Source organism: Cellulosimicrobium cellulans (genome assembly GCF_016907755.1).
GTDB classification, from domain to species: Bacteria; Actinomycetota; Actinomycetes; order Actinomycetales; family Cellulomonadaceae; genus Cellulosimicrobium; species Cellulosimicrobium cellulans_D.
The window spans coordinates 362309-379621 of sequence record NZ_JAFBCN010000001.1; the positions used below are offsets into that span (position 1 = coordinate 362309).

15 protein-coding genes and 1 tRNA gene are annotated in these 17313 nt (G+C 74.2%); 7 read left to right on the forward strand and 9 right to left on the reverse strand.

Annotation, left to right across the window (positions count from 1 at the left end; all coding sequences use genetic code 11):
- Positions 1–5: 5 nt before the first annotated feature.
- Entirely contained in the window at positions 6–509 is a 504-nt protein-coding gene (locus tag JOE63_RS01565; protein WP_087470445.1) for an FHA domain-containing protein FhaB/FipA, read from the reverse strand.
- 10 nt (positions 510–519) lie between these two features.
- Entirely contained in the window at positions 520–1227 is a 708-nt protein-coding gene (locus JOE63_RS01570; protein ID WP_047230883.1) for an FhaA domain-containing protein, read from the reverse strand.
- Positions 1228–1552: 325 nt separating this feature from the next.
- On the opposite strand from JOE63_RS01570, the gene JOE63_RS01575 reads away from it, so the two are divergent.
- Both JOE63_RS01575 and JOE63_RS01580 read left to right on the forward strand, forming a co-directional pair.
- Positions 1553–1635, forward strand: a tRNA-Leu gene (locus tag JOE63_RS01575).
- A 454-nt stretch (positions 1636–2089) separates the two neighbouring features.
- Positions 2090–4783 (forward strand): pectate lyase family protein, encoded by a 2694-nt coding sequence (locus JOE63_RS01580; RefSeq protein WP_239576580.1) that lies wholly within the window; start codon positions 2090–2092, stop codon positions 4781–4783.
- Here JOE63_RS01580 and JOE63_RS01585 read toward each other — a convergent pair.
- A complete protein-coding gene (locus tag JOE63_RS01585) occupies positions 4771–5874 on the reverse strand; it encodes a helix-turn-helix transcriptional regulator (protein WP_087470455.1) in 1104 nt (367 codons plus the stop codon). The genes JOE63_RS01580 and JOE63_RS01585 overlap by 13 nt on opposite strands.
- A gap of 134 nt (positions 5875–6008) precedes the next feature.
- Between JOE63_RS01585 and JOE63_RS01590 the strand changes: the two genes are divergently transcribed.
- Entirely contained in the window at positions 6009–6404 is a 396-nt protein-coding gene (locus JOE63_RS01590; protein ID WP_204543379.1) for a RidA family protein, read from the forward strand.
- A gap of 29 nt (positions 6405–6433) precedes the next feature.
- Here JOE63_RS01590 and JOE63_RS01595 read toward each other — a convergent pair whose 3' ends face one another.
- Complete coding sequence (locus JOE63_RS01595; protein ID WP_087470456.1) at positions 6434–9196, reverse strand: AAA family ATPase; 2763 nt, start codon at positions 9194–9196, stop codon at positions 6434–6436.
- Positions 9197–9285: 89 nt separating this feature from the next.
- On the opposite strand from JOE63_RS01595, the gene JOE63_RS01600 reads away from it, so the two are divergent.
- Positions 9286–10104, forward strand: coding sequence for an alpha/beta hydrolase (locus tag JOE63_RS01600; protein ID WP_087470457.1), 819 nt, complete (start codon positions 9286–9288; stop codon positions 10102–10104).
- Between the two features lie 16 nt (positions 10105–10120).
- Here the strand turns inward: JOE63_RS01600 and JOE63_RS01605 are convergent, their stop codons facing one another.
- Genes JOE63_RS01605 through JOE63_RS01615 form a run of 3 tightly spaced genes read right to left on the reverse strand, consistent with a single transcriptional unit; the run spans position 10121 to position 12611 of the window.
- Complete coding sequence (locus tag JOE63_RS01605; protein WP_204538577.1) at positions 10121–10570, reverse strand: DUF6389 family protein; 450 nt, start codon at positions 10568–10570, stop codon at positions 10121–10123.
- Positions 10571–10574: 4 nt separating this feature from the next.
- Complete coding sequence (locus tag JOE63_RS01610) at positions 10575–11858, reverse strand: glycosyltransferase (protein WP_204538580.1); 1284 nt, start codon at positions 11856–11858, stop codon at positions 10575–10577.
- Between the two features lie 57 nt (positions 11859–11915).
- Positions 11916–12611 carry a hypothetical protein gene (locus tag JOE63_RS01615; RefSeq protein WP_204538583.1) on the reverse strand — a complete coding sequence of 232 codons (696 nt, stop codon included), beginning with the start codon at positions 12609–12611 and terminating at the stop codon, positions 11916–11918.
- 56 nt (positions 12612–12667) lie between these two features.
- Between JOE63_RS01615 and JOE63_RS01620 the strand changes: the two genes are divergently transcribed.
- Together JOE63_RS01620 and JOE63_RS01625 are read left to right on the forward strand one after the other, a co-directional pair.
- The gene (locus JOE63_RS01620; protein WP_087470461.1) at positions 12668–13042 is read left to right on the forward strand and encodes a PadR family transcriptional regulator; all 375 of its coding nucleotides are present in this window, start codon (positions 12668–12670) and stop codon (positions 13040–13042) included.
- A complete protein-coding gene (locus tag JOE63_RS01625) occupies positions 13042–14421 on the forward strand; it encodes a permease prefix domain 1-containing protein (protein ID WP_204538586.1) in 1380 nt (459 codons plus the stop codon). The genes JOE63_RS01620 and JOE63_RS01625 overlap by 1 nt, the downstream gene beginning before the upstream one ends.
- Before the next feature lie 57 nt (positions 14422–14478).
- Here the strand turns inward: JOE63_RS01625 and JOE63_RS01630 are convergent, their stop codons facing one another.
- Positions 14479–15729, reverse strand: coding sequence for an FAD-dependent oxidoreductase (locus tag JOE63_RS01630; protein WP_204538589.1), 1251 nt, complete (start codon positions 15727–15729; stop codon positions 14479–14481).
- Positions 15730–15832: 103 nt separating this feature from the next.
- Between JOE63_RS01630 and JOE63_RS01635 the strand changes: the two genes are divergently transcribed.
- Positions 15833–16414: a TetR/AcrR family transcriptional regulator gene (locus JOE63_RS01635; RefSeq protein ID WP_204538592.1), complete on the forward strand. Its 582-nt coding sequence runs from the start codon at positions 15833–15835 to the stop codon at positions 16412–16414.
- A 45-nt stretch (positions 16415–16459) separates the two neighbouring features.
- On the opposite strand, the gene JOE63_RS01640 is transcribed toward JOE63_RS01635, so the two are convergent.
- Positions 16460–17242, reverse strand: a complete 783-nt coding sequence (locus JOE63_RS01640; RefSeq protein WP_239576926.1) for an ABC transporter ATP-binding protein — start codon at positions 17240–17242, stop codon at positions 16460–16462.
- Positions 17243–17313: the final 71 nt, after the last annotated feature.

Below are 17313 nucleotides of genomic sequence, written 5' to 3' on the forward strand. Positions count from 1 at the left end.
GCGGGCTACCTCTGCAGCTCGACGACGGACTGACCGATCCGCACCCGCGTGCCCGGACCCAGCGGCGTCACCTGGCTGATGCGCTGGTCCTCGACGTAGGTGCCGTTGGTGGAGCCGAGGTCCTCGACGAACCAGGACCCGTGCTGCGGGAAGATGCGCGCGTGGCGCGACGAGGAGTAGTCGTCGTCGAGCACGAGCGTGCAGCTCGGCGCGCGGCCGATGAGGATCGACGACGTCGTGAGGGGGATCGTCGTGCCGGTCAGCGGGCCGGCGGTAACGACGAGCCGGGACGGCCCCGCGGGCGCGGCGGGGCGCGCGGGCTCCGGTGCCGCGGCAGGGGTGGGGCCCGACGTCGGGCGCGCGGCCTGCGCGGTGCCCTTGCGGCCCCGGCGCGGCGTGATCTTGGTGCCGTACAGGTCCCGACGCAGCACCCCGATCGCGGAGAGCACGAACACCCAGAGCAGCACCAGGTAGCCCAGCCGCAGCAGGGTGAACGTGAGATCGGTCATGCGGGCCGGATCACCACTCCTCGTTGTCGGACGCGCCGGTCCAGAACATGATGCGGGTACGGCCGATCGTCAGGGAGTTGCCGTCCAGCAGCGTCGCGGCCGGCACCTGGTGGCCCTCGACGAACAGGCCGTTGGTCGAGCCGAGGTCCGTCGCGATGACGCCCTCCGGCGTCACGCGGATCTCGAGGTGGCGGCGCGAGACCCCCGGGTCGTCGACGACGATGTCGGCCTCCGAGCCGCGGCCGATGACCGTGACCGGGCCGGTGAGCAGGTAGCGCTGCCCGTCGATGTCGACGAGCGGGTGCCGCGTGCTCGGGGACGCGGACGTCGCGGGCGCCACGTTGCCCCGCACGCTGGCCGAACGGAGCTGGAAGCGGCCGACGTCGAGCGTGTCGTTCTGCTCGAAGCTCACGCTCACCGGGCCGACGAACGCGTAGTGCTGCGACGCCGCGTACTGCGTGACGTTCGACGCCAGCTCGTCGGCGAGCGTCTCCGCGCCCCACCCCTCGACCTGGCCGAAGTCGTCCACCGACAGCTCGATGGTGAACTCGTTGGGCACGACGGTGCGCTCGCGGTCCACGACGGCGGCGCGGTCGTCGACCTCGCGCCGCAGCGCGCTCGCGAGCTCGACGGGCTTGACCTCGCTGCGCCCGACCTTGGCGAACGCGTTGTTCACCACGCGCTCCACGCCCTTCTCGAAGCGGTCCAGGACTCCCATGCCACCTCCTCCCTCGTGCTCGCTCGTGCCGCGGTCCGTGCCGCGCGGTCGTCGTCTGCTCCTCCGGACGTGCTCCTGGTGCCCCCGTGCATACCCGCGTCCCGGGCAGACTACCTAGATCGTATCGATCACGTCTGCGACGGAGGCCCGATTCGTCGCACGATCTCCGGACGGATGTGGCGCGTTCGGGGCGGAGCGTGTGAACGTCGGGCGTGCAGCCGTCGGCACCTCGTCGGCGGTGCGCGACGACCGGCACGTGGCGGCCGTCACGTCCGGCCGAGCGGTTCCAGGCGCCGTCGTGCATCGTGCTAGTCTTCTGCGGCACGCGCGAGTGGCGGAATGGCAGACGCGCTGGCTTCAGGTGCCAGTGTCCGAAAGGGCGTGGGGGTTCAAGTCCCCCCTCGCGCACGTGGCGAGGGTTTCGACTTCTGAGTCGGAAGACCTTCGGAAAGTCCCGGTCAGGTGATCCTGACCGGGACTTTTTGCGTCTCGGCGGCCATCGACCTCTCCGTGGCCGTCGATCTCCCTGCGACGGGAGCGCGGCGCCCGCCGCCGTCGCCGCGCGCTGCTCACGACGGTGCGGTGGTCAAGCGGGAGTCAAGAACACCCGGCTTGCGCAATGGGAAACCGGTATCCTACGATCGAGAAACCGGTTACCCAGATCTCCACCTCCTCCGAGGGTCTCGACGAGCCTGTCGAGGCGGGCCAGCCCGACGTCGTCGTCGGGGGCCGCGCAGGGCGCACGACCCGGCGCCCGCGCACCAGGACGAGGTCGCCGCGTCGACCGACGCGAGCGCGGACCTGGCCGCCGCGAGTCACCACGCACTGCCCCCAGTTCGATGACGAAAGGTGAGGCACCACGATGAGACGACCCGTCGCACGACGACTGCTCGCGGCCACCGCCGCGACGGCCCTGGCGGCCACCATGGGCGTGACCGCCCTGACCAGCACCGCGAACGCCGCCGTGACCGGCAGCCCGACCGGCTACGCCACCCAGAACGGCGGCACGACCGGTGGCGCCGGCGGCCAGACCGTCCGCGCCACGACCGGCACCCAGATCCACGCGGCCCTGTGCGACAGGGTCGCCGACGACACCCCGATCACGATCGAGGTCGAAGGCACCATCAACCACGGCAACACCGCGAAGGTGTCGGGCGACAGCTGCAACACCGCGGCCGGGGTGATCGAGCTCAAGCAGATCAGCAACGTGACGATCGTCGGCGTCGGCAACGGTGCGACGTTCGACCAGCTGGGCATCCACCTCCGTGAGGCCAGCAACATCATCATCCAGAACGTCACCGTGAAGAACGTCAAGAAGTCCGGCTCGCCCACGTCGAACGGCGGCGACGCGATCGGCATGGAGAGCGGCGTCCGCAACGTGTGGGTGGACCACGTGACGCTCGAGGCGTCGGGCGGGGAGTCCGAGGGCTACGACGGCCTCTTCGACATGAAGGCGGGCGTCCAGTACGTGACGCTGTCCTACAGCATCCTGCGCAACTCCGGCCGCGGCGGCCTCATCGGCTCGAGCGAGAGCGACACGTCCAACGGGTTCGTGACGTTCCACCACAACAAGTACGAGAACCTCGACTCGCGCACGCCGCTGCTGCGCGGCGGGATCGCCCACATCTACAACAACCACTACGTGCACCTCAACGAGTCCGGGATCAACTCGCGGGCCGGGGCGAGGGCGAAGGTCGAGAACAACTACTTCGAGGACTCCAAGGACGTCCTCGGCACCTTCTACACGGACCAGAAGGGCACCTGGCAGGTCGCCGGGAACGTCCTCGACGACGTCACGTGGTCCAGCCCGAGCGGTGACATCCAGCCCGCCGGCCCGAACCTGACCTCCACGACGTCGGTCAGCATCCCGTACTCCTACACGCTCGACGGCGCGAGCTGCGTGCCGAACCTCGTGAACCAGACCGCGGGCGCGAACAAGGGGCTCAAGGTCTCGGACGGCTCGTGCACGCCGCAGACGCCGGACCCCGACCCCACCGACCCGACGGACCCGACCGACCCGACGGACCCGGGTCCCGTCGACCCGACGGACCCGCCCGAGCCGACGGCGGAGACGATCTACGTCGCCCCGAACGGCAGCGCGAGCGCGGCCGGCACGCTGTCGGCGCCGACGACGCTCCCCGTCGCGATCGAGCGCGTCGCCTCGGGCGGTGAGATCTTCCTGCGCGGCGGCAGGTACGACCTGTCGTCGACCGTCACGATCGAGCCGGGCAACGACGGCACGTCGGGCGACCGCACCCTGCTGTCCGCGTACCCCGGGGAGCGGCCGGTGCTGAACTTCTCCGCGCAGGCGGAGGACCCGGCGAACCGCGGCCTCGCGATCGGCGGCGACTGGTGGCACGTCTACGGCATCGTGGTCGAGCACGCGGGCGACAACGGCATCCTGCTCGGCGGCAGCAACAACGTCATCGAGCGCGTCGTGACCCGCTACAACCACGACACCGGTCTCCAGCTCTCCCGTCTCGTGGCAGGCGCCCCGGCGAGCGAGTGGCCGTCGAACAACCTGATCCTCAGCAGCGAGTCGCACGACAACGCGGACTCGGACGGCGAGGACGCGGACGGCTTCGCGGCGAAGCTCACGTCCGGCCCGGGCAACGTGTTCCGGCACACCGTCTCCCACAACAACATCGACGACGGCTGGGACCTGTACACGAAGTCCGACACGGGACCCATCGGCGCCGTGACCATCGAGAGCTCGCTCGCGTACGAGAACGGCACGCTCTCCGACGGTGGCCAGGCCGGTGCGGGCGACCGCAACGGGTACAAGCTCGGCGGCGAGGACATCAAGGTCGACCACGTCGTGCGGAACTCGTTCGCGGTGGACAACGGCAAGCACGGGTTCACGTACAACTCGAACCCGGGCTCGATCACGGTGAGCGGCAACGTCGCGGTCGGGAACGCGGAGCGCAACTTCAGCTTCGACGCCGGGACCCACCGGTTCAGCGGCAACGTGTCGTGCGACTCCGGCGCGAACGACAAGACGGTCGGCACGGACGCGGGCGGCAACTCGTTCTGGTCCGGCTCGAACGGGTCGGCGTGCTCCGCCTACGACGGCGAGCTCGGCTGGTCGTTCGCGGCGGACGGCTCGCTCCGGGTCACCTTCGGCGGCGAGCCGACGAACCCGACCGACCCGACCGACCCGACGGACCCGACCGACCCGACCGACCCGCCGTCGGGCACCAACCTCAGCATCGGCGCCGGTGCGGATGGCTCGAGCAAGGGCAGCGGGACGAGCTACGGCAACGTGATCGACGGCAGCACCGCGACCTGGTGGTCGCCCAGCGGCTCGACGGGGACCATCTCCGTCAAGTGGGGCACCGCGACGACCGTGGGCAGGGTCGTCGTCAAGGAGGCCGCGGGCGGCGGCAGCATCGGGACGTGGCGCCTCGTGAACAACGACACGGGCGCCGTCCTCAAGACGGGCAGCGGTGCGGGGACGATCACGTTCACCGCGACGTCGCTCACGAAGATCAACCTCGAGATCACCGGCGCCTCGGGCACGCCCCGCGTCGCCGAGCTCGAGACCTACGCCGGGTAGCCCGACCCTCCTCCGGGAGACCCGTGCACGACCCCGGGCGGGACCACCCGGTCCCGCCCGGGCTCGACGACGGCCCCGCCGCGCCGTCCGCGGCGGGGCCGTCCTTCTGCGGGGGCGTCGTCTGCCGCCCCGTAGCGCCGCGCGGTCGCGACGGCGCGGTCCCGCAGCAGGTCGCGGAGTCGTGCCGGCTCCAGCACCTCGGCGTCCGGCCCGAGCTGCCACACGGCCCAGACGGCGTGCCGGAGGTCCTGGAAGCTGACGTCGAGCACCAGCAGGCCGTCGTCGGCGGCGGACTCGGCGCGGACGCAGACCGCGGTGCCCAGGAGCGCCTCCCGGCGGTCCGGCACGAGCCGGACGCGCGCGACGATCTGGTCGGCACCCGCCCGGAAACGGGCGCTGCGCTCGCGCCAGAGCTGCTCGAGGTCGACCACGTCGGGACGGTCCGCCGGTTCGGCGAGCGCCTCGGCAGCAAGGATCCGGGAGAGGCGGTAGGTGCGGTCCGCCCCGCCGACGGTGGCGAGCAGGTAGCCCGTGCCGCGGGCGGTCACCATCCCCACCGGGTCGACCTCGCGCGAGGACGGCGGCCGTCCGACGGCGGCGTAGCGGATCCGGAGCCGCCACCCGCCGAGCACGGCGCGCCGGACCTCGCGCAGGACTACCGCGGGGACCACCTCGGCATCCTGCCGACGAGCGAGCAGGTCGATCTCCGGCTCGACGAGGATTCGTCGGGCCGCGTCGTCGGCGGCGTCACGGTGAGCATCCGGGAGCGCGTCGACGACCTTGCGGACGGCCGACGCCAGCGCGGGTCCGAGGCCGAGAACCTGCTCGCCACGCCGCGACGCGGCGGCGAGGACGGCGAGGGCCTCGTCCGGGTTCAGGCCGGTGAGCTCCGTGCGGAAGCCGGGCAGGAGCGCGAAGCCGCCGTGCCGGCCGCGCTCGGCGTAGATCGGCACGCCTGCGGCGGAGAGCGCCTCGACGTCGCGCAGGACCGTGCGGGTCGACACCTCGAGCTCGCGCGCCAGGGTGGTCGCGGACAGCCGGCCGCGCTGCCGGAGCAGCAGCACCAGGGAGACCAGCCGGTCGGCGCGCACCTGAGAAACGTACCGGGATACCTGACAGAGGGTGTCGTCTATCGCCGAGAGGCTCGGAGACGGGCGTGCGGGACGTCGGCCACGAGGGTCGGCGGGCGCCCGGGCAGGACGAGTCGGACGGAGTCGGCATGGCACTGGAACGAACGGCGATCAACCCCGTGACGTGGTCGCAGGAGCTGGGGTTCAACCAGGCGGAGCTGGTCTCGGGGCACACCCGGACCCTCTTCTGCTCCGGGCAGACGGCGATGTCGCACGACGGCCGTCCTCAGCACGAGGGCGACGTCGCGGCGCAGCTCGCGCTGAGCCTGGACAACCTGGAGGCGGTGCTCGCGGAGGCGCGCATGACGCTCGCGGACGTCGTCCGGCTGAACGTCTACACGACCGACGTCGACGCGCTCCTCCCGCACTACGGGGTGCTCGCCGCGCGACTCGGAGCTGCGCGCGTGGCGCCGGCGACGACGATGCTCGGGGTGACCCGGCTGGCGGTGCCAGGACAGCTCGTCGAGCTGGAGGCGACCGCGGTCGCCTGACCGAGCCGGACGGCGGCGCCGGGAACGGTTCAGCCGGCCCCGGCGCCGTCGACCTCCTCCCCGTCGGTGCTCAGCGCGCGGGCGAGCTCGGTCCGCGACGCGACGCCCAGCTTGGGGAACACGTGGTACAGGTGCGACCCGACCGTCCGGGGTGACAGGTAGAGCCGGTTGCCGATCTCCCGGTTGGTGAGTCCCTGCGCCGCGAGGGCGACGATCTCGCGCTCCTGCGCGGTGAGGAGCGCGAGCGACGACGCGGTCGACCCGGCGACGGACTCCCCTGCGGCGCGCAGCTCCTGGCGCGCCGCCTGCGCCCACGGCTGCGCGCCGAGCGCGTCGAAGCCGTCCCGCGCGGCGCGCAGGACGGCGCGCGACTCGGCGACGCGGCGCTGCCGTCGCAGCCAGCGCCCGTGCGCGAGCCGCGCCCGTGCCCGGAGGAACGGCCACCCCGCGAGCTCGTCGCCCGCGGCGCGCAGGAGCGGCTCGGCGTCGTCCTCCGGGGCGAGCACCGCGTCGACGTAGGAGATCGAGGCGGCGAGCAGGGGCGAGCCGTGCCGGCGGAGCGTCGTACGCAGCGGCTCGACGGCGGCGCGGGCGTGCTCGTCCCGGCCCGCGCGTCGGGCGGCGTCGGCGTACAGGGGCACGAGGCCGTGGTGCAGGCTCGCGACCGACTCCGGGCGGCGGTCGTGGTCGACGTCCTCGAAGCCGGGGCGGAGCGCCTCGTACGCCTCCTCGACCCGGTCGAGCACGAGCAGGGCGGTCGCCCGCGCGGACGTCGCGACCGCGGCGAGCGTGGGCGACCCCGTGGCGGCGACGGCGTCCCGCGTGCTCTCCCACCCGCGCAGGGCCGCGTCGCCGTCGCCCCGGACGGCGAGCAGCAGCGCCTCGACGAGGACGGCCGAGACGAGCGGGCGCTCGCGGGCGCGCCCGACGTCGCGGACCTCCTCGGCCGCGGCGGCGGCCTCCTTCCACCGACCCAGGTGCCAGCAGTTCCACGCGTACGTGACGAGGCTGGCCGTGAGCAGGCCGAGGCGGCCCTGGGCGTGCAGCGGCCCGAGCGCCCGCCCGAGCAGGGCCGTGCCCCCGACGACGTCGCCGACGACCGAGGCCGCGCGCCCGGCGAGCGCGAGCGCCTCGGCGTCCGTGAGCGATCCGGCGTCCAGCGCGGCGACCCCCAGGCGGACGGTCTGCGAGCGTGACACGGGTGCCGTGAGCGCGAGCGCCGTGAGCAGGCGCGGGTCGGGGGCCGAGGTGAGGCTCTCGACGGCGCCGCAGAACAGGTCCCGGCACCGGGGCTCGACGCCGCGCCAGAAGGCGACGTCCGCCGCCGGCGCGAGCGAGTCGAGCGCGGCCTCGGCCTGGCCGGCGGCGTGGAGCCCGGCCAGCACCTCGACGAGCCGCGACATCCGCTCGAAGTCGCCGACGGCGTCCTGCGGCCGGTACCGCAGCCAGGTCGCGCGAGCGCGGTCCGACTCTGCGAGCGGGAGGACGTCGGCCTCGTCGAGCAGCCGGACGAGGGCGTCGTCGTGGCCCACGTCGGAGGCGTGGAAGGCCGCCAGGACGAGGCGTCGCCCCCGGGCGACGGGGTCCGGCGTGTGCGCAGCGGCGAGCTCGAGCGTCGCGACCGACTCGAGGACGGCGCCCCGCCGCCGGGCGCGGTCGGCGCTCGACTCGAGCGCCCCGGCGACGGACTCGTCCGGTGCGGTCGCGGCCCCGGCGCGGTGCCAGGCCGAGCGGTCCGGGTCGCCCGTCACGCCGGCCAGGGCGGCGTGGGCGTCGCGGCGCTCGGCGGACCCGGCCCGGCTGTGGACCGCGGAGCGGACGAGGGGGTGGCGGAAGGTGACGGCCTGCGGCTCGACGGCGACGAGCCCGGCGTCGACGGCGGGCGCGAGGGCGGACGTGTCGGAGACGTCGTGCCCGAGGGCGCGCGCCGCGGCGACGAGCTCGGCCGACCGCCCGTCGCCCGGGTGGAGGGCGGCGAGGAGGAGCAGGGCGCGGCAGCCCGCGGGGAGGTCGTCGACGCGCGCGGCGAACGCCGCCTCGACCCGCGCGGTGACGGGCACGGGCGAGGTGACCAGCGCGCCGTCGGGCAGCCGGCGCCACGCGTCCGCGAGCTCGACGAGCGCGAGCGGGTTGCCCTGGGCCTCGCGCAGGAGCCGGTCGCGCAGGACGGGGTGGAGGTCGGGGGCGGCGCGACGCGCGAGCGTCGCGGCGGCGGCCTCGTCGAGCGGCGCGAGGTCGACGGGGAGGAACGGGACGTCGTCCAGCGGCGGACGCAGCGGCTCGCGGCTCGAGCAGACGAGCAGGACCCGGTCGTCGTCGACGCGGCGCGCGACGAAGGCGAGCACGACCGCGCTCGACGCATCGAGCCACTGGACGTCCTCGACGCCGAGGAGCAGCGGGGTCGTCGCGGCCCGCTCGCGCAGCAGGTCGAGCGTGGCGAGCGCGACGGCGACGGGCTCGGGCGCGGGGCCCGTCGGGTCGTCGCGCGTGGGGACGGAACCGACGGCGCGCCGCACGAGCGCGGTGCGCGCGTCGCGCGCGGGCCCGGCGAGGAGGGGCTGGAGCAGCTGGTGCAGCGCGGCGTAGGCGACGTGCGTCTCGGACGGCACGCCCACGCACCGCAGTGCGAGCACTCCCTCCGCCCGTGCGGTCGCGGCGAGGTCGTCGAGCAGGGAGGTCTTGCCGATGCCCGGCTCGCCGTGGAGCAGGACGCGCGCGCCCCGGGTGCGCGCCGAGGTCAGGGCGTCGCGCAACGCCCGACGTTCCGCCGCCCTCCCGACGAGCTCCCGCACCCGAGCATGATCCCGTCGCCGGGTGCCCGGCGTCCACTGCAGTCACGTGACCGATGCGCGCGGGCCGCGGCCGTCCGTAGCGTCGGTTCATGGCCACCTCTCCCGACACCATCGTCCTGGTCCACGGCTTCTGGATGACCCCCCGCAGCTGGGAGGACTGGAAGAGCCGCTACGAGGCGCGGGGCTTCCGCGTCCTCACCCCGGCGTACCCCGGCCTCGAGGTCGAGGTCGAGGCGCTCAACGCCGACCCGTCCCCGCTGGTGCGCCTCACGGCGCAGGCGGTCGTCGAGCACCTGGAGGCGGTCGTCAAGGAGGTCGCGACGCCGCCGATCATCATCGGCCACTCCGCGGGCGGCGCCTTCACGCAGGTGCTGCTCGACCACGGCCTCGGCGCCGCGGGCGTCGCGCTGAACTCGGCGCCGACCGAGGGCGTGCGGACCATCCCGCTCTCCCAGGTGCGCTCGACGTTCCCCGTGCTGCGGTCCCCCGCCAACCGTCACAAGGCCGTGCCGCTCACGTTCGAGCAGTTCCAGTACGCGTTCACGAACGTCGGGTTCACACCCGAGCAGTCGCGCCGCGTCTACGAGCGGTACGCGATCCCCGCGTCCGGCGGCATCCTCTGGAACGGCGTCCTGGCGAACTTCCAGCCCGGCCCGCAGGACATCTGGGTCGACTACGCGAACGCCGGCCGCGCGCCGCTGCTCTTCCTCTCGGGCGAGCAGGACCACATCATGCCGCCGTCGGTGCAGCGGTCCAACGCCGGCAAGTACCACGGCGAGGGCACGGTGACCGAGCACGAGACCTATCCCGGCAAGGCCCACCTCATGACGTCGCAGGAGGGCTGGGAGGAGATCGCGGACCACGCCCTCGAGTGGGCGCTGGCCCACGCCCGCCCCGCCCAGGGCTGACGGGTCGCCCGCCGGGTCAGGGCTCCAGGGTGAGGGGGACGCGGGTGCCGTACCCGTCGTGGCCCTCCACCCGGCCGGGGACGCGCGACCGTCCCCGCGCCGCGGCGTCCCACACCTCGGCGACCCACGCGGCGGCGGTGTCGACGACGAGGTCGCGCGCGTCGTACGCCGCCCGCCCGGGGGCGACGAGAGGCACGGCGGGGACGGGTCCGTCCTCGCCGTGCACGACCTCGAAGAGCGTGCGGAACGGCTCGACCGCGCGGTCGAGGACGAACGCGTCGGGACCGTCGAGGGAGACGACGACGTCGAGCGTGCCCTCGCCGTCCTGGTCGGGGAAGACCGTCACGACGACCTCCTCGGCGGCGTCGGGCAGCGCGTCGACGACGGCGCGCAGGCGACGCACCGCGTCCGGCGTCGAGGCGTCGAGGTGGTCGCGCAGCCGGCGGGCGTGGGTCTCGGCGTCCATCGGGTCACCGTAGCGGCGGTGCGGAGCCCTGGGGATCGAGGTCCTCGAGCTCGGCGACGAGCGTGCTGTGCTCGGCGTCGCGACGAACGGCTGCTCCGAGCGCGGCGGCCCGGCGCGTGTATGCCGGGTCGTCGAGGACCCGGCGGACGGCCCGCGCGACTCGTTGCGCGGACGCCTTCCGTGAGAGCGCGACGCCCGCGCCGCGCAGCGTGACGCGCACGGCGTTGTCGCCCTGGTCGCGCCCGTGCGGCAGGACGACGACGGGGCAGCCGGCAGCGAACGCCTTGAGGAGCGTGCCGTGCCCACCGTGCGTGACGACGAGCGCGGCGTCGCGCAGCACCTCGTGGTGGGGAGCGGACGCGACCACGGTGACGTTCGCCGCGCCCGGCACCGCGTCGGGCGCGAGCCCCTGCCCGGTCGTGACGACGCCGCGCACGGGCAGCGTCGCGAGCGCCACGACGATCCGCCGCAGGAGCGCGGCCTGGTCCTGGAACGTGGACGACAGCGCGACGAGGACGAGCGGGTCGTCGCCCGGCGGCGCGGCCCACGGGACGTCGTCGGCCCACGCCGGGTCGTCGAGCACGGGCCCCACGTACCGGGCGTTCGCGGGGAGCGGGCCGGGGAGGTCGAACGCCGGGCTCGTCATGACGAGCTGGCGGCGCGCGGCGCTCAGCTGCTCCCACGAGCGCGCGAGCGGGTCGAGGCCCAGGTCGGCGCGCAGGGCGTTGAGCCGGTCGCGCGTGTAGCGGTCGAACACGCGCGTCGAGAGGCCGGTGATCGTGCGGTCGCGCAGCCGGCCGAGCGGCCCCCGCGCGGGCTTGAGCCCCGCGCCGAACGGCGTGCGGCCGGGCGTGGGCAGCGCGTAGACGTTGGGGACGAGGACGTCGAACGGGACGTCCCTCGACTGCGCCGCGATCATCGCGCCGAACGCGAAGACGGACGTCACGACGAGGTCGGGGCGCTCGTCGTCGACGGCGTCGAGGACGTCGCGCGCGTAGTCCGGCGCCGGCCCGGCGATGAGGCGGTCGCCCATGTCGCGTGCCTGTGCGAGCAGGCTGGGCGCCGCCCAGTCCTGGAGGGGGTCGTGCGCCGGGTCACGGTCGGGCCGGTTCGGCGCGGTAGCCCACGGGACGAGCGTCGCGCCCGTCGCGCGCACCTCGGGCGCCATCGAGTCCTCGGCGAGCACCCGGACGCGGTGCCCGCGCTCCACGAGCCGACGCACGGCCCCCACCTCGGGCGGGACCGTCCCGCCGCCGTCGGTCAGGGCGAAGAGGTACGTGCGAGGCATGGGTCCTCCCCTGTCGTTCCACGGGCCGACCGGGCGGCGCGCGTCCGTGGGACCACGCTAGCCCTGAGGCTGCTCCGCGACGTGGCCCGGGCGACCCGCCTTCGCGTCGGCCGTGGGCCGGATCGGGCAACCGAGGGCGCGGAGCACCTCGTCGAGTCCGTCGATCGCACCCCGGTGCCCCCAGGAACGACGCCCGAGCGAACCCTGCACGACCAGGTCGCACCGGAGGTCGCCGCGAACGAGGCGGAGCGTCAGCCGCTCGCGGTGGATGCCGAGGTCCAGCGCGACGACCTCGACCTCGAGACCGGCCCGCGGCACCCGCAGGAGCAGCATCGGCGGATCAGCGGTGCTCCAGAGATCGACCTCGTCGTCCCGGACGACGAGGATGCACGGCATCTGCCGGGCGCGCTGCTTCGGGGGAAGCTGGTCCAGCAACGCCGCGGAGTCGCTGACCGGGGCCGCCAGGGCGACCAGGGCGCCCGGGTTGGCGGCGGCCGCGAGGCGGAGCTGGCGCCGCACACGGGCAAGGACCACGGTCACGATGACGAGGACCACCACGACGGTGGCGGCGCCCACCCACAAGGTGCCGACGGCCGAGAGATCTTCCCGCGTGTGCAGGCGCCAGACGACGAGTGCCCCGGTGGCCGCGATCAGTAGCAACGGTCGAAGGGCCCGTCTAGCGGTGACACCCCAGTCCCGCCGCCAGGCCCGTCGTCGCGTCATCGCCTCCCCGTTCGTCGCCGCCGACCGCATCTAACCCTAGATCTGCTAGGGTCAGTACCCCTAGAAGAACTAGGCATAGGAGTGCCATGCGTATCGACAAGGACCTCGTGGCCGCGTCGGCCACCCCGCTCGTGCTCGGGATCCTCGCCGACGGTGAGTCGTACGGCTACGCGATCCTCAAGCGCGTCGACGAGCTCTCGGGCGGCCGCATGCAGTGGACCGACGGCATGCTGTACCCGCTGCTGCACCGGCTGGAGCGGCTCGGGCTCGTCGAGGCCTCGTGGGGCACCTCCGACGTCGGCCGGCGCCGCAAGCACTACGCGATCACCGCCGCCGGGCGCGAGGCGCTCGAAGAGCGCCAGGCGCAGTGGGACGTCGTCGCGCACGCGCTCCACCAGGTCTGGCGCACGGCGCAGGACGGGCTCCAGAGCCCGCCGCGCGTCGCGGAGGGGTGGGCCTGATGGGCGCCGCGACCGCGCCGACGGACGGGGCGAGCCCCGGACCGCACGCTGCGCTCGAGGCCCAGATCGACCAGTGGCGCGGCTACGTCCGCCGCCGCGAGGCCATCTCCGCCGCGGACGTCGACGAGATGGAGGACCACCTGCGCGAGCGGGTCGAGGACCTGCGCGCGACCGGGCTCGACGACGACGAGGCGTTCCTCGTCGCGGTGAAGCGCATGGGCACGCTCGACGACCTGTCGCGCGAGTTCGCGCAGGAGCACTCCGAGCGGCTGTGGAAGCAGCTCGTCCTCGTCGGCGAGCAGCCCACGGGCCGCACGCGGTCGTGGCGCGAGCTCGCGGTCGTGCTCGCGCTCGCCGTCGCCACCGGCATCACGGTCAAGGTCGCGACCGCGGTCCTCGACCCGGAGACCGTCGGACTCAACGTCGGGCTCCTCGTGCTGCCGTTCCTCACCGCCTACCTCGCGTGGAAGCGCCAGGTCACCGCGCGGGTCGTCGGGGCGCTCGCCGTGCCGTTCGTCGTCCTGGGCGTCGTCCTCAACGTGTACCCGTTCGAGCCCACGGGCTCCACCCTCGTCCTCGCGGCGCTCGCCGCCCCCGTGACGCTGTGGGCCGTCGTCGGGCTCGCGTACGTCGGGGGCCGCTGGCGCTCGGACGCGCGGCGCATGGACTTCGCGCGCTTCACGGGCGAGCTCGCCGTGTACTACACGCTCCTCGCGCTCGGCGGCGGGGTCCTGCTCGGGTTGACGGCCGGCGTCTTCTCCCTCGCCGACGTCGACCTGGAGCCCTACCTCGAGGACTGGATCCTGCCCCTGTGCGTCCCGGCCGCGCTGATCGTCGCCGCGTGGCTCGTCGAGGCCAAGCAGAACGTCGTCGAGAACATCGCGCCCGTGCTCACGCGCGTCTTCACGCCCCTGACGCTCGTCATGCTGCTCGCCGTGTTCGTCGTCCTCGCGACCGCGGGGAACCTCGCCGCCGTCGACCGCGAGCTGCTCATCCTCATGGACGCGATCCTCGTCCTCGTCCTGTGCCTGCTCCTCTACTCCGTCTCGGCGCGCGACCCGCTCGCGCCCCGGTCGTTCTTCGACGGGCTCCAGGTCGTCCTCGTCGTCGCGGCGCTCGCGGTCGACGCCGTCGCGCTCACCGCGATGCTCACGCGCATCGCCGAGTTCGGCGTCAGCCCCAACAAGGCCGCCGCGCTCGGGCTCAACCTGCTCCTGCTCGTGCACCTCGTGTGGTCCGCCGTCCTGGCGACGGCGTTCCTGCGCGGGCGGCGCCCGTTCGCGGACCTCGTGGCCTGGCAGACCCGGTTCCTCCCCGTGTACGCGGCGTGGGCCGCGATCGTCGCGATCGTCTTCCCGCCCGTCTTCGGGTTCGTCTGACGGAGCCGCCGTGCCGGGCCCGCCGCGGGCCCGGCACGGTGTGTGCTCCGCGGTCGCTCAGCGCACGGGCTGCGGTGCCGTGTCGGCTACCGGGAGCGACGGCGCCTCGCCGCCCGCCCGGAACATGCGACGCACGAGCGGGCGCAGCGCGCGCGACAGCATGACGCCGGTCGTCGCGCGCAGCACCGCGGCCTCGGCCCGGCTCCCGGGCACCATGCGCGCGATGCCCCCGCCGGGGATCTTCTTGCCCGTCTCGACGAACGGGGCGACGTCCGCCGCGTAGCGCCGCGCCGCACCGGCGGGGTCGTCCGGGGTGGCCCCCAGGTGCGTGGCGAGCAGGTAGGCGCCGACCAGGGCGGTCGCGGTGCCCTGGCCCGTCATGGGCGATCCGCACGACGCCGCGTCCCCCAGGAGCACGACCCGTCCCGCGACGGGGTCTGGGACGTCGATCCGCACGAGCTCGTCGAAGTAGAGGTCGGACGCGTGAGACATCGCGTCGAGCACGGTCGGGGCGTGCCACCCGGCGCCCTCGAGGAGGCCGCGGACCAGCGCCTCCTGGCGCGCCCGGTCGCCGCGCAGCGCGGGGTCGCGGTCGACCCGGAGCGTGAGCAGGGCCTTCGAGGTCGAGGGGTCGCGGTCGGGGCGGATCCCGAACGTCGCACCGGGCACGAACCGCATGGCGAACCAGCCCGGCTCGACGTCGTCGGGCGTGGGCAGGGTGAAGAACGCCGCGTAGCCGCCGAGGTAGGTCGCGAACTGCTCCTCCGGACCGAAGGCGAGCCGGCGGGTCGCGGAGTGGACGCCGTCGGCCCCGACGACGAGGTCGAAGCGGGCGTCGTCGGCGTGCTCGAACGTGACGCCTACGCCCTCGGCGTCCTGGGCGAGCGCAGTGATGTGGTCGCCGAAGCGCAGGTCGAGGAGGCCCGGCGCGTCGTCGCCCGCGGCGACGAGCGCGTCGAGCAGGACGCGCGCGAGGTCGCCGCGCGCGATCTCGATCTCCGCGACGGCGCCCTCGCCGTCGAAGTCGGCCATCGACATGCGGCCGAAGACCCGACCCCGACCGTCCACGTAGGCGAGCCCCTCCTCGTGCACGCGGTGCCGGTCGATCGCGGGCATGAGCCCCAGCCGGGTCGCGACCTCGCGGCTCGCGCCGCGGAGGTCGACCGCCTGGCCCCCGGGGCGCGGTGCCGTCGCGCGCTCGACGACCGTGACGCGTCGGCCCTGCCGCACGAGCTGCAGCGCGAGCGCGAGCCCGGCGATGCCGCCGCCGGAGACGAGGACGTGCGAGGTGGTGTCGGTGCCGGTCATGTCGGTGCCCTCCGTTTGGACGTTCGTCTTACACGTATGTCTAACAGACCGATGGCACGCTTGTCTAGGACGAACGTCTGAATCGCGCGATAGGGTGTCACCCGTGGGAAACCGTGAAGACCTCCTCGCCGGCGCGCGCCAGGTGATCGTCGAGCGCGGCGTCGCCAAGGCGACCGCGCGCGAGATCGCCTCCGCGGCCGGGGTCAGCCTCGCCGCGATCGGGTACCACTTCGGCTCCAAGGACCGGCTCATCACCGAAGCGCTCCTGGAGTCGCTCGGCAGCGGCATCGGCGACTCGATGGAGGCGGTCGTCCAGGAGACCGCGTCGCTCCCGCTCCTCGAGGGGTTCGCCGCCCTGTGGAACCGCATGCCCGAGGTGTTCGCCGCGCACCGCGAGGCTCTGCTCGCGAGCCTCGAGAACTCCGTGCGCGTCCTGCGCGACGGCGAGGCGAGCCGTGAGCTGGCCGCCGCGACCGGGCAGGGCTACCTCGGCATCCTCGAGCACCTGCGGGCGGCGCGCCCCGAGCTGAGCGAGGACGACCTCGCGGCCGTCGCCCGGCTCGACTTCGTGCTCGTGCAGAGCCTCGGCATCCTCTGGCTCCTCAGCCCGGACGCGGTCCCGAGCGGGGACGAGCTCGCGCGGGCGGTCGCCGTCATCGCCGGGCGGGCGGACGACGAGGCCTGACGACGAGGCCTGACGACGAGGTCGCGCGACGAGGTCACGCGACGGTCAGGCGCGGCGGGGGCGACCCTCGGGCACGACGAGCGGGGTGCCCGTCACAGGGTCGGCGATGATGCGGCACGGCAGGCCGAACACGTCCTCGACGAGCGCGGCCGTCACGACGTCGGCCGGCGCACCCTCGGCGACGATCGCGCCGTCCTTCATGGCGATGAGGTGGGTCGCGTAGCGGCACGCGTGGTTGAGGTCGTGCAGCACCGCGACGAGCGTGTGCCCGCGGTCGCGGTTGAGGTCGGCGCACAGCTCCAGCAGCTCGATCTGGTGCGCGATGTCGAGGAACGTCGTCGGCTCGTCGAGCAGGAGGATGGGGGTCTCCTGCGCGAGGACCATGGCGACCCACACGCGCTGGCGCTGCCCGCCGGAGAGCTCGTCGACGAGGCGGCCCGAGAGCTCGGTCGTCCCGGTCGCGGCGAGCGCGCCGACCACCGCGGCCTCGTCCTCGCGCGACCACTGCCGCAGGAGCTTCTGGTGCGGGTAGCGCCCGCGCGCGACGAGGTCGGCGACGGTGATGCCCTCGGGCGCGATCGACGTCTGCGGCAGGAGCCCGAGGCGGCGCGCGACCTCCTTCGCGGGGATGGAGGAGATCGAGCGGCCGTCGAGCACGACCTGCCCCTGCGACGGCTTGAGCAGGCGCGACAGCGCGCGCAGCAGCGTGGACTTGCCGCACGCGTTCGGCCCGACGATCACCGTGAACGACCCGTCGGGGATGCTCACGTCGAGGCCGGACGAGATGACGCGGTCGTCGTAGCCGACCGTGATCCCCTCGGCGTGCAGGCGGTCCGCGGGCGGGACGCCGTCCGCGCGCGCGTCGGTCGGCGCGTCGGCGACGCTCGGGGCGGCCGCGA

Bases quoted from the DNA above. Each gene is read 5' to 3' on its own strand.
- JOE63_RS01565 (WP_087470445.1), bottom strand. From the start codon at position 509: ATGACCGATCTCACGTTCACCCTGCTGCGGCTGGGCTACCTGGTGCTG.
- JOE63_RS01570 (WP_047230883.1), bottom strand. From the start codon at position 1,227: ATGGGAGTCCTGGACCGCTTCGAGAAGGGCGTGGAGCGCGTGGTGAAC.
- JOE63_RS01580 (WP_239576580.1), top strand. From the start codon at position 2,090: ATGAGACGACCCGTCGCACGACGACTGCTCGCGGCCACCGCCGCGACG.
- JOE63_RS01600 (WP_087470457.1), top strand. From the start codon at position 9,286: ATGGCCACCTCTCCCGACACCATCGTCCTGGTCCACGGCTTCTGGATG.
- JOE63_RS01605 (WP_204538577.1), bottom strand. From the start codon at position 10,570: ATGGACGCCGAGACCCACGCCCGCCGGCTGCGCGACCACCTCGACGCC.
- JOE63_RS01610 (WP_204538580.1), bottom strand. From the start codon at position 11,858: ATGCCTCGCACGTACCTCTTCGCCCTGACCGACGGCGGCGGGACGGTC.
- JOE63_RS01615 (WP_204538583.1), bottom strand. From the start codon at position 12,611: ATGCGGTCGGCGGCGACGAACGGGGAGGCGATGACGCGACGACGGGCC.
- JOE63_RS01620 (WP_087470461.1), top strand. From the start codon at position 12,668: ATGCGTATCGACAAGGACCTCGTGGCCGCGTCGGCCACCCCGCTCGTG.
- JOE63_RS01625 (WP_204538586.1), top strand. From the start codon at position 13,042: ATGGGCGCCGCGACCGCGCCGACGGACGGGGCGAGCCCCGGACCGCAC.
- JOE63_RS01630 (WP_204538589.1), bottom strand. From the start codon at position 15,729: ATGACCGGCACCGACACCACCTCGCACGTCCTCGTCTCCGGCGGCGGC.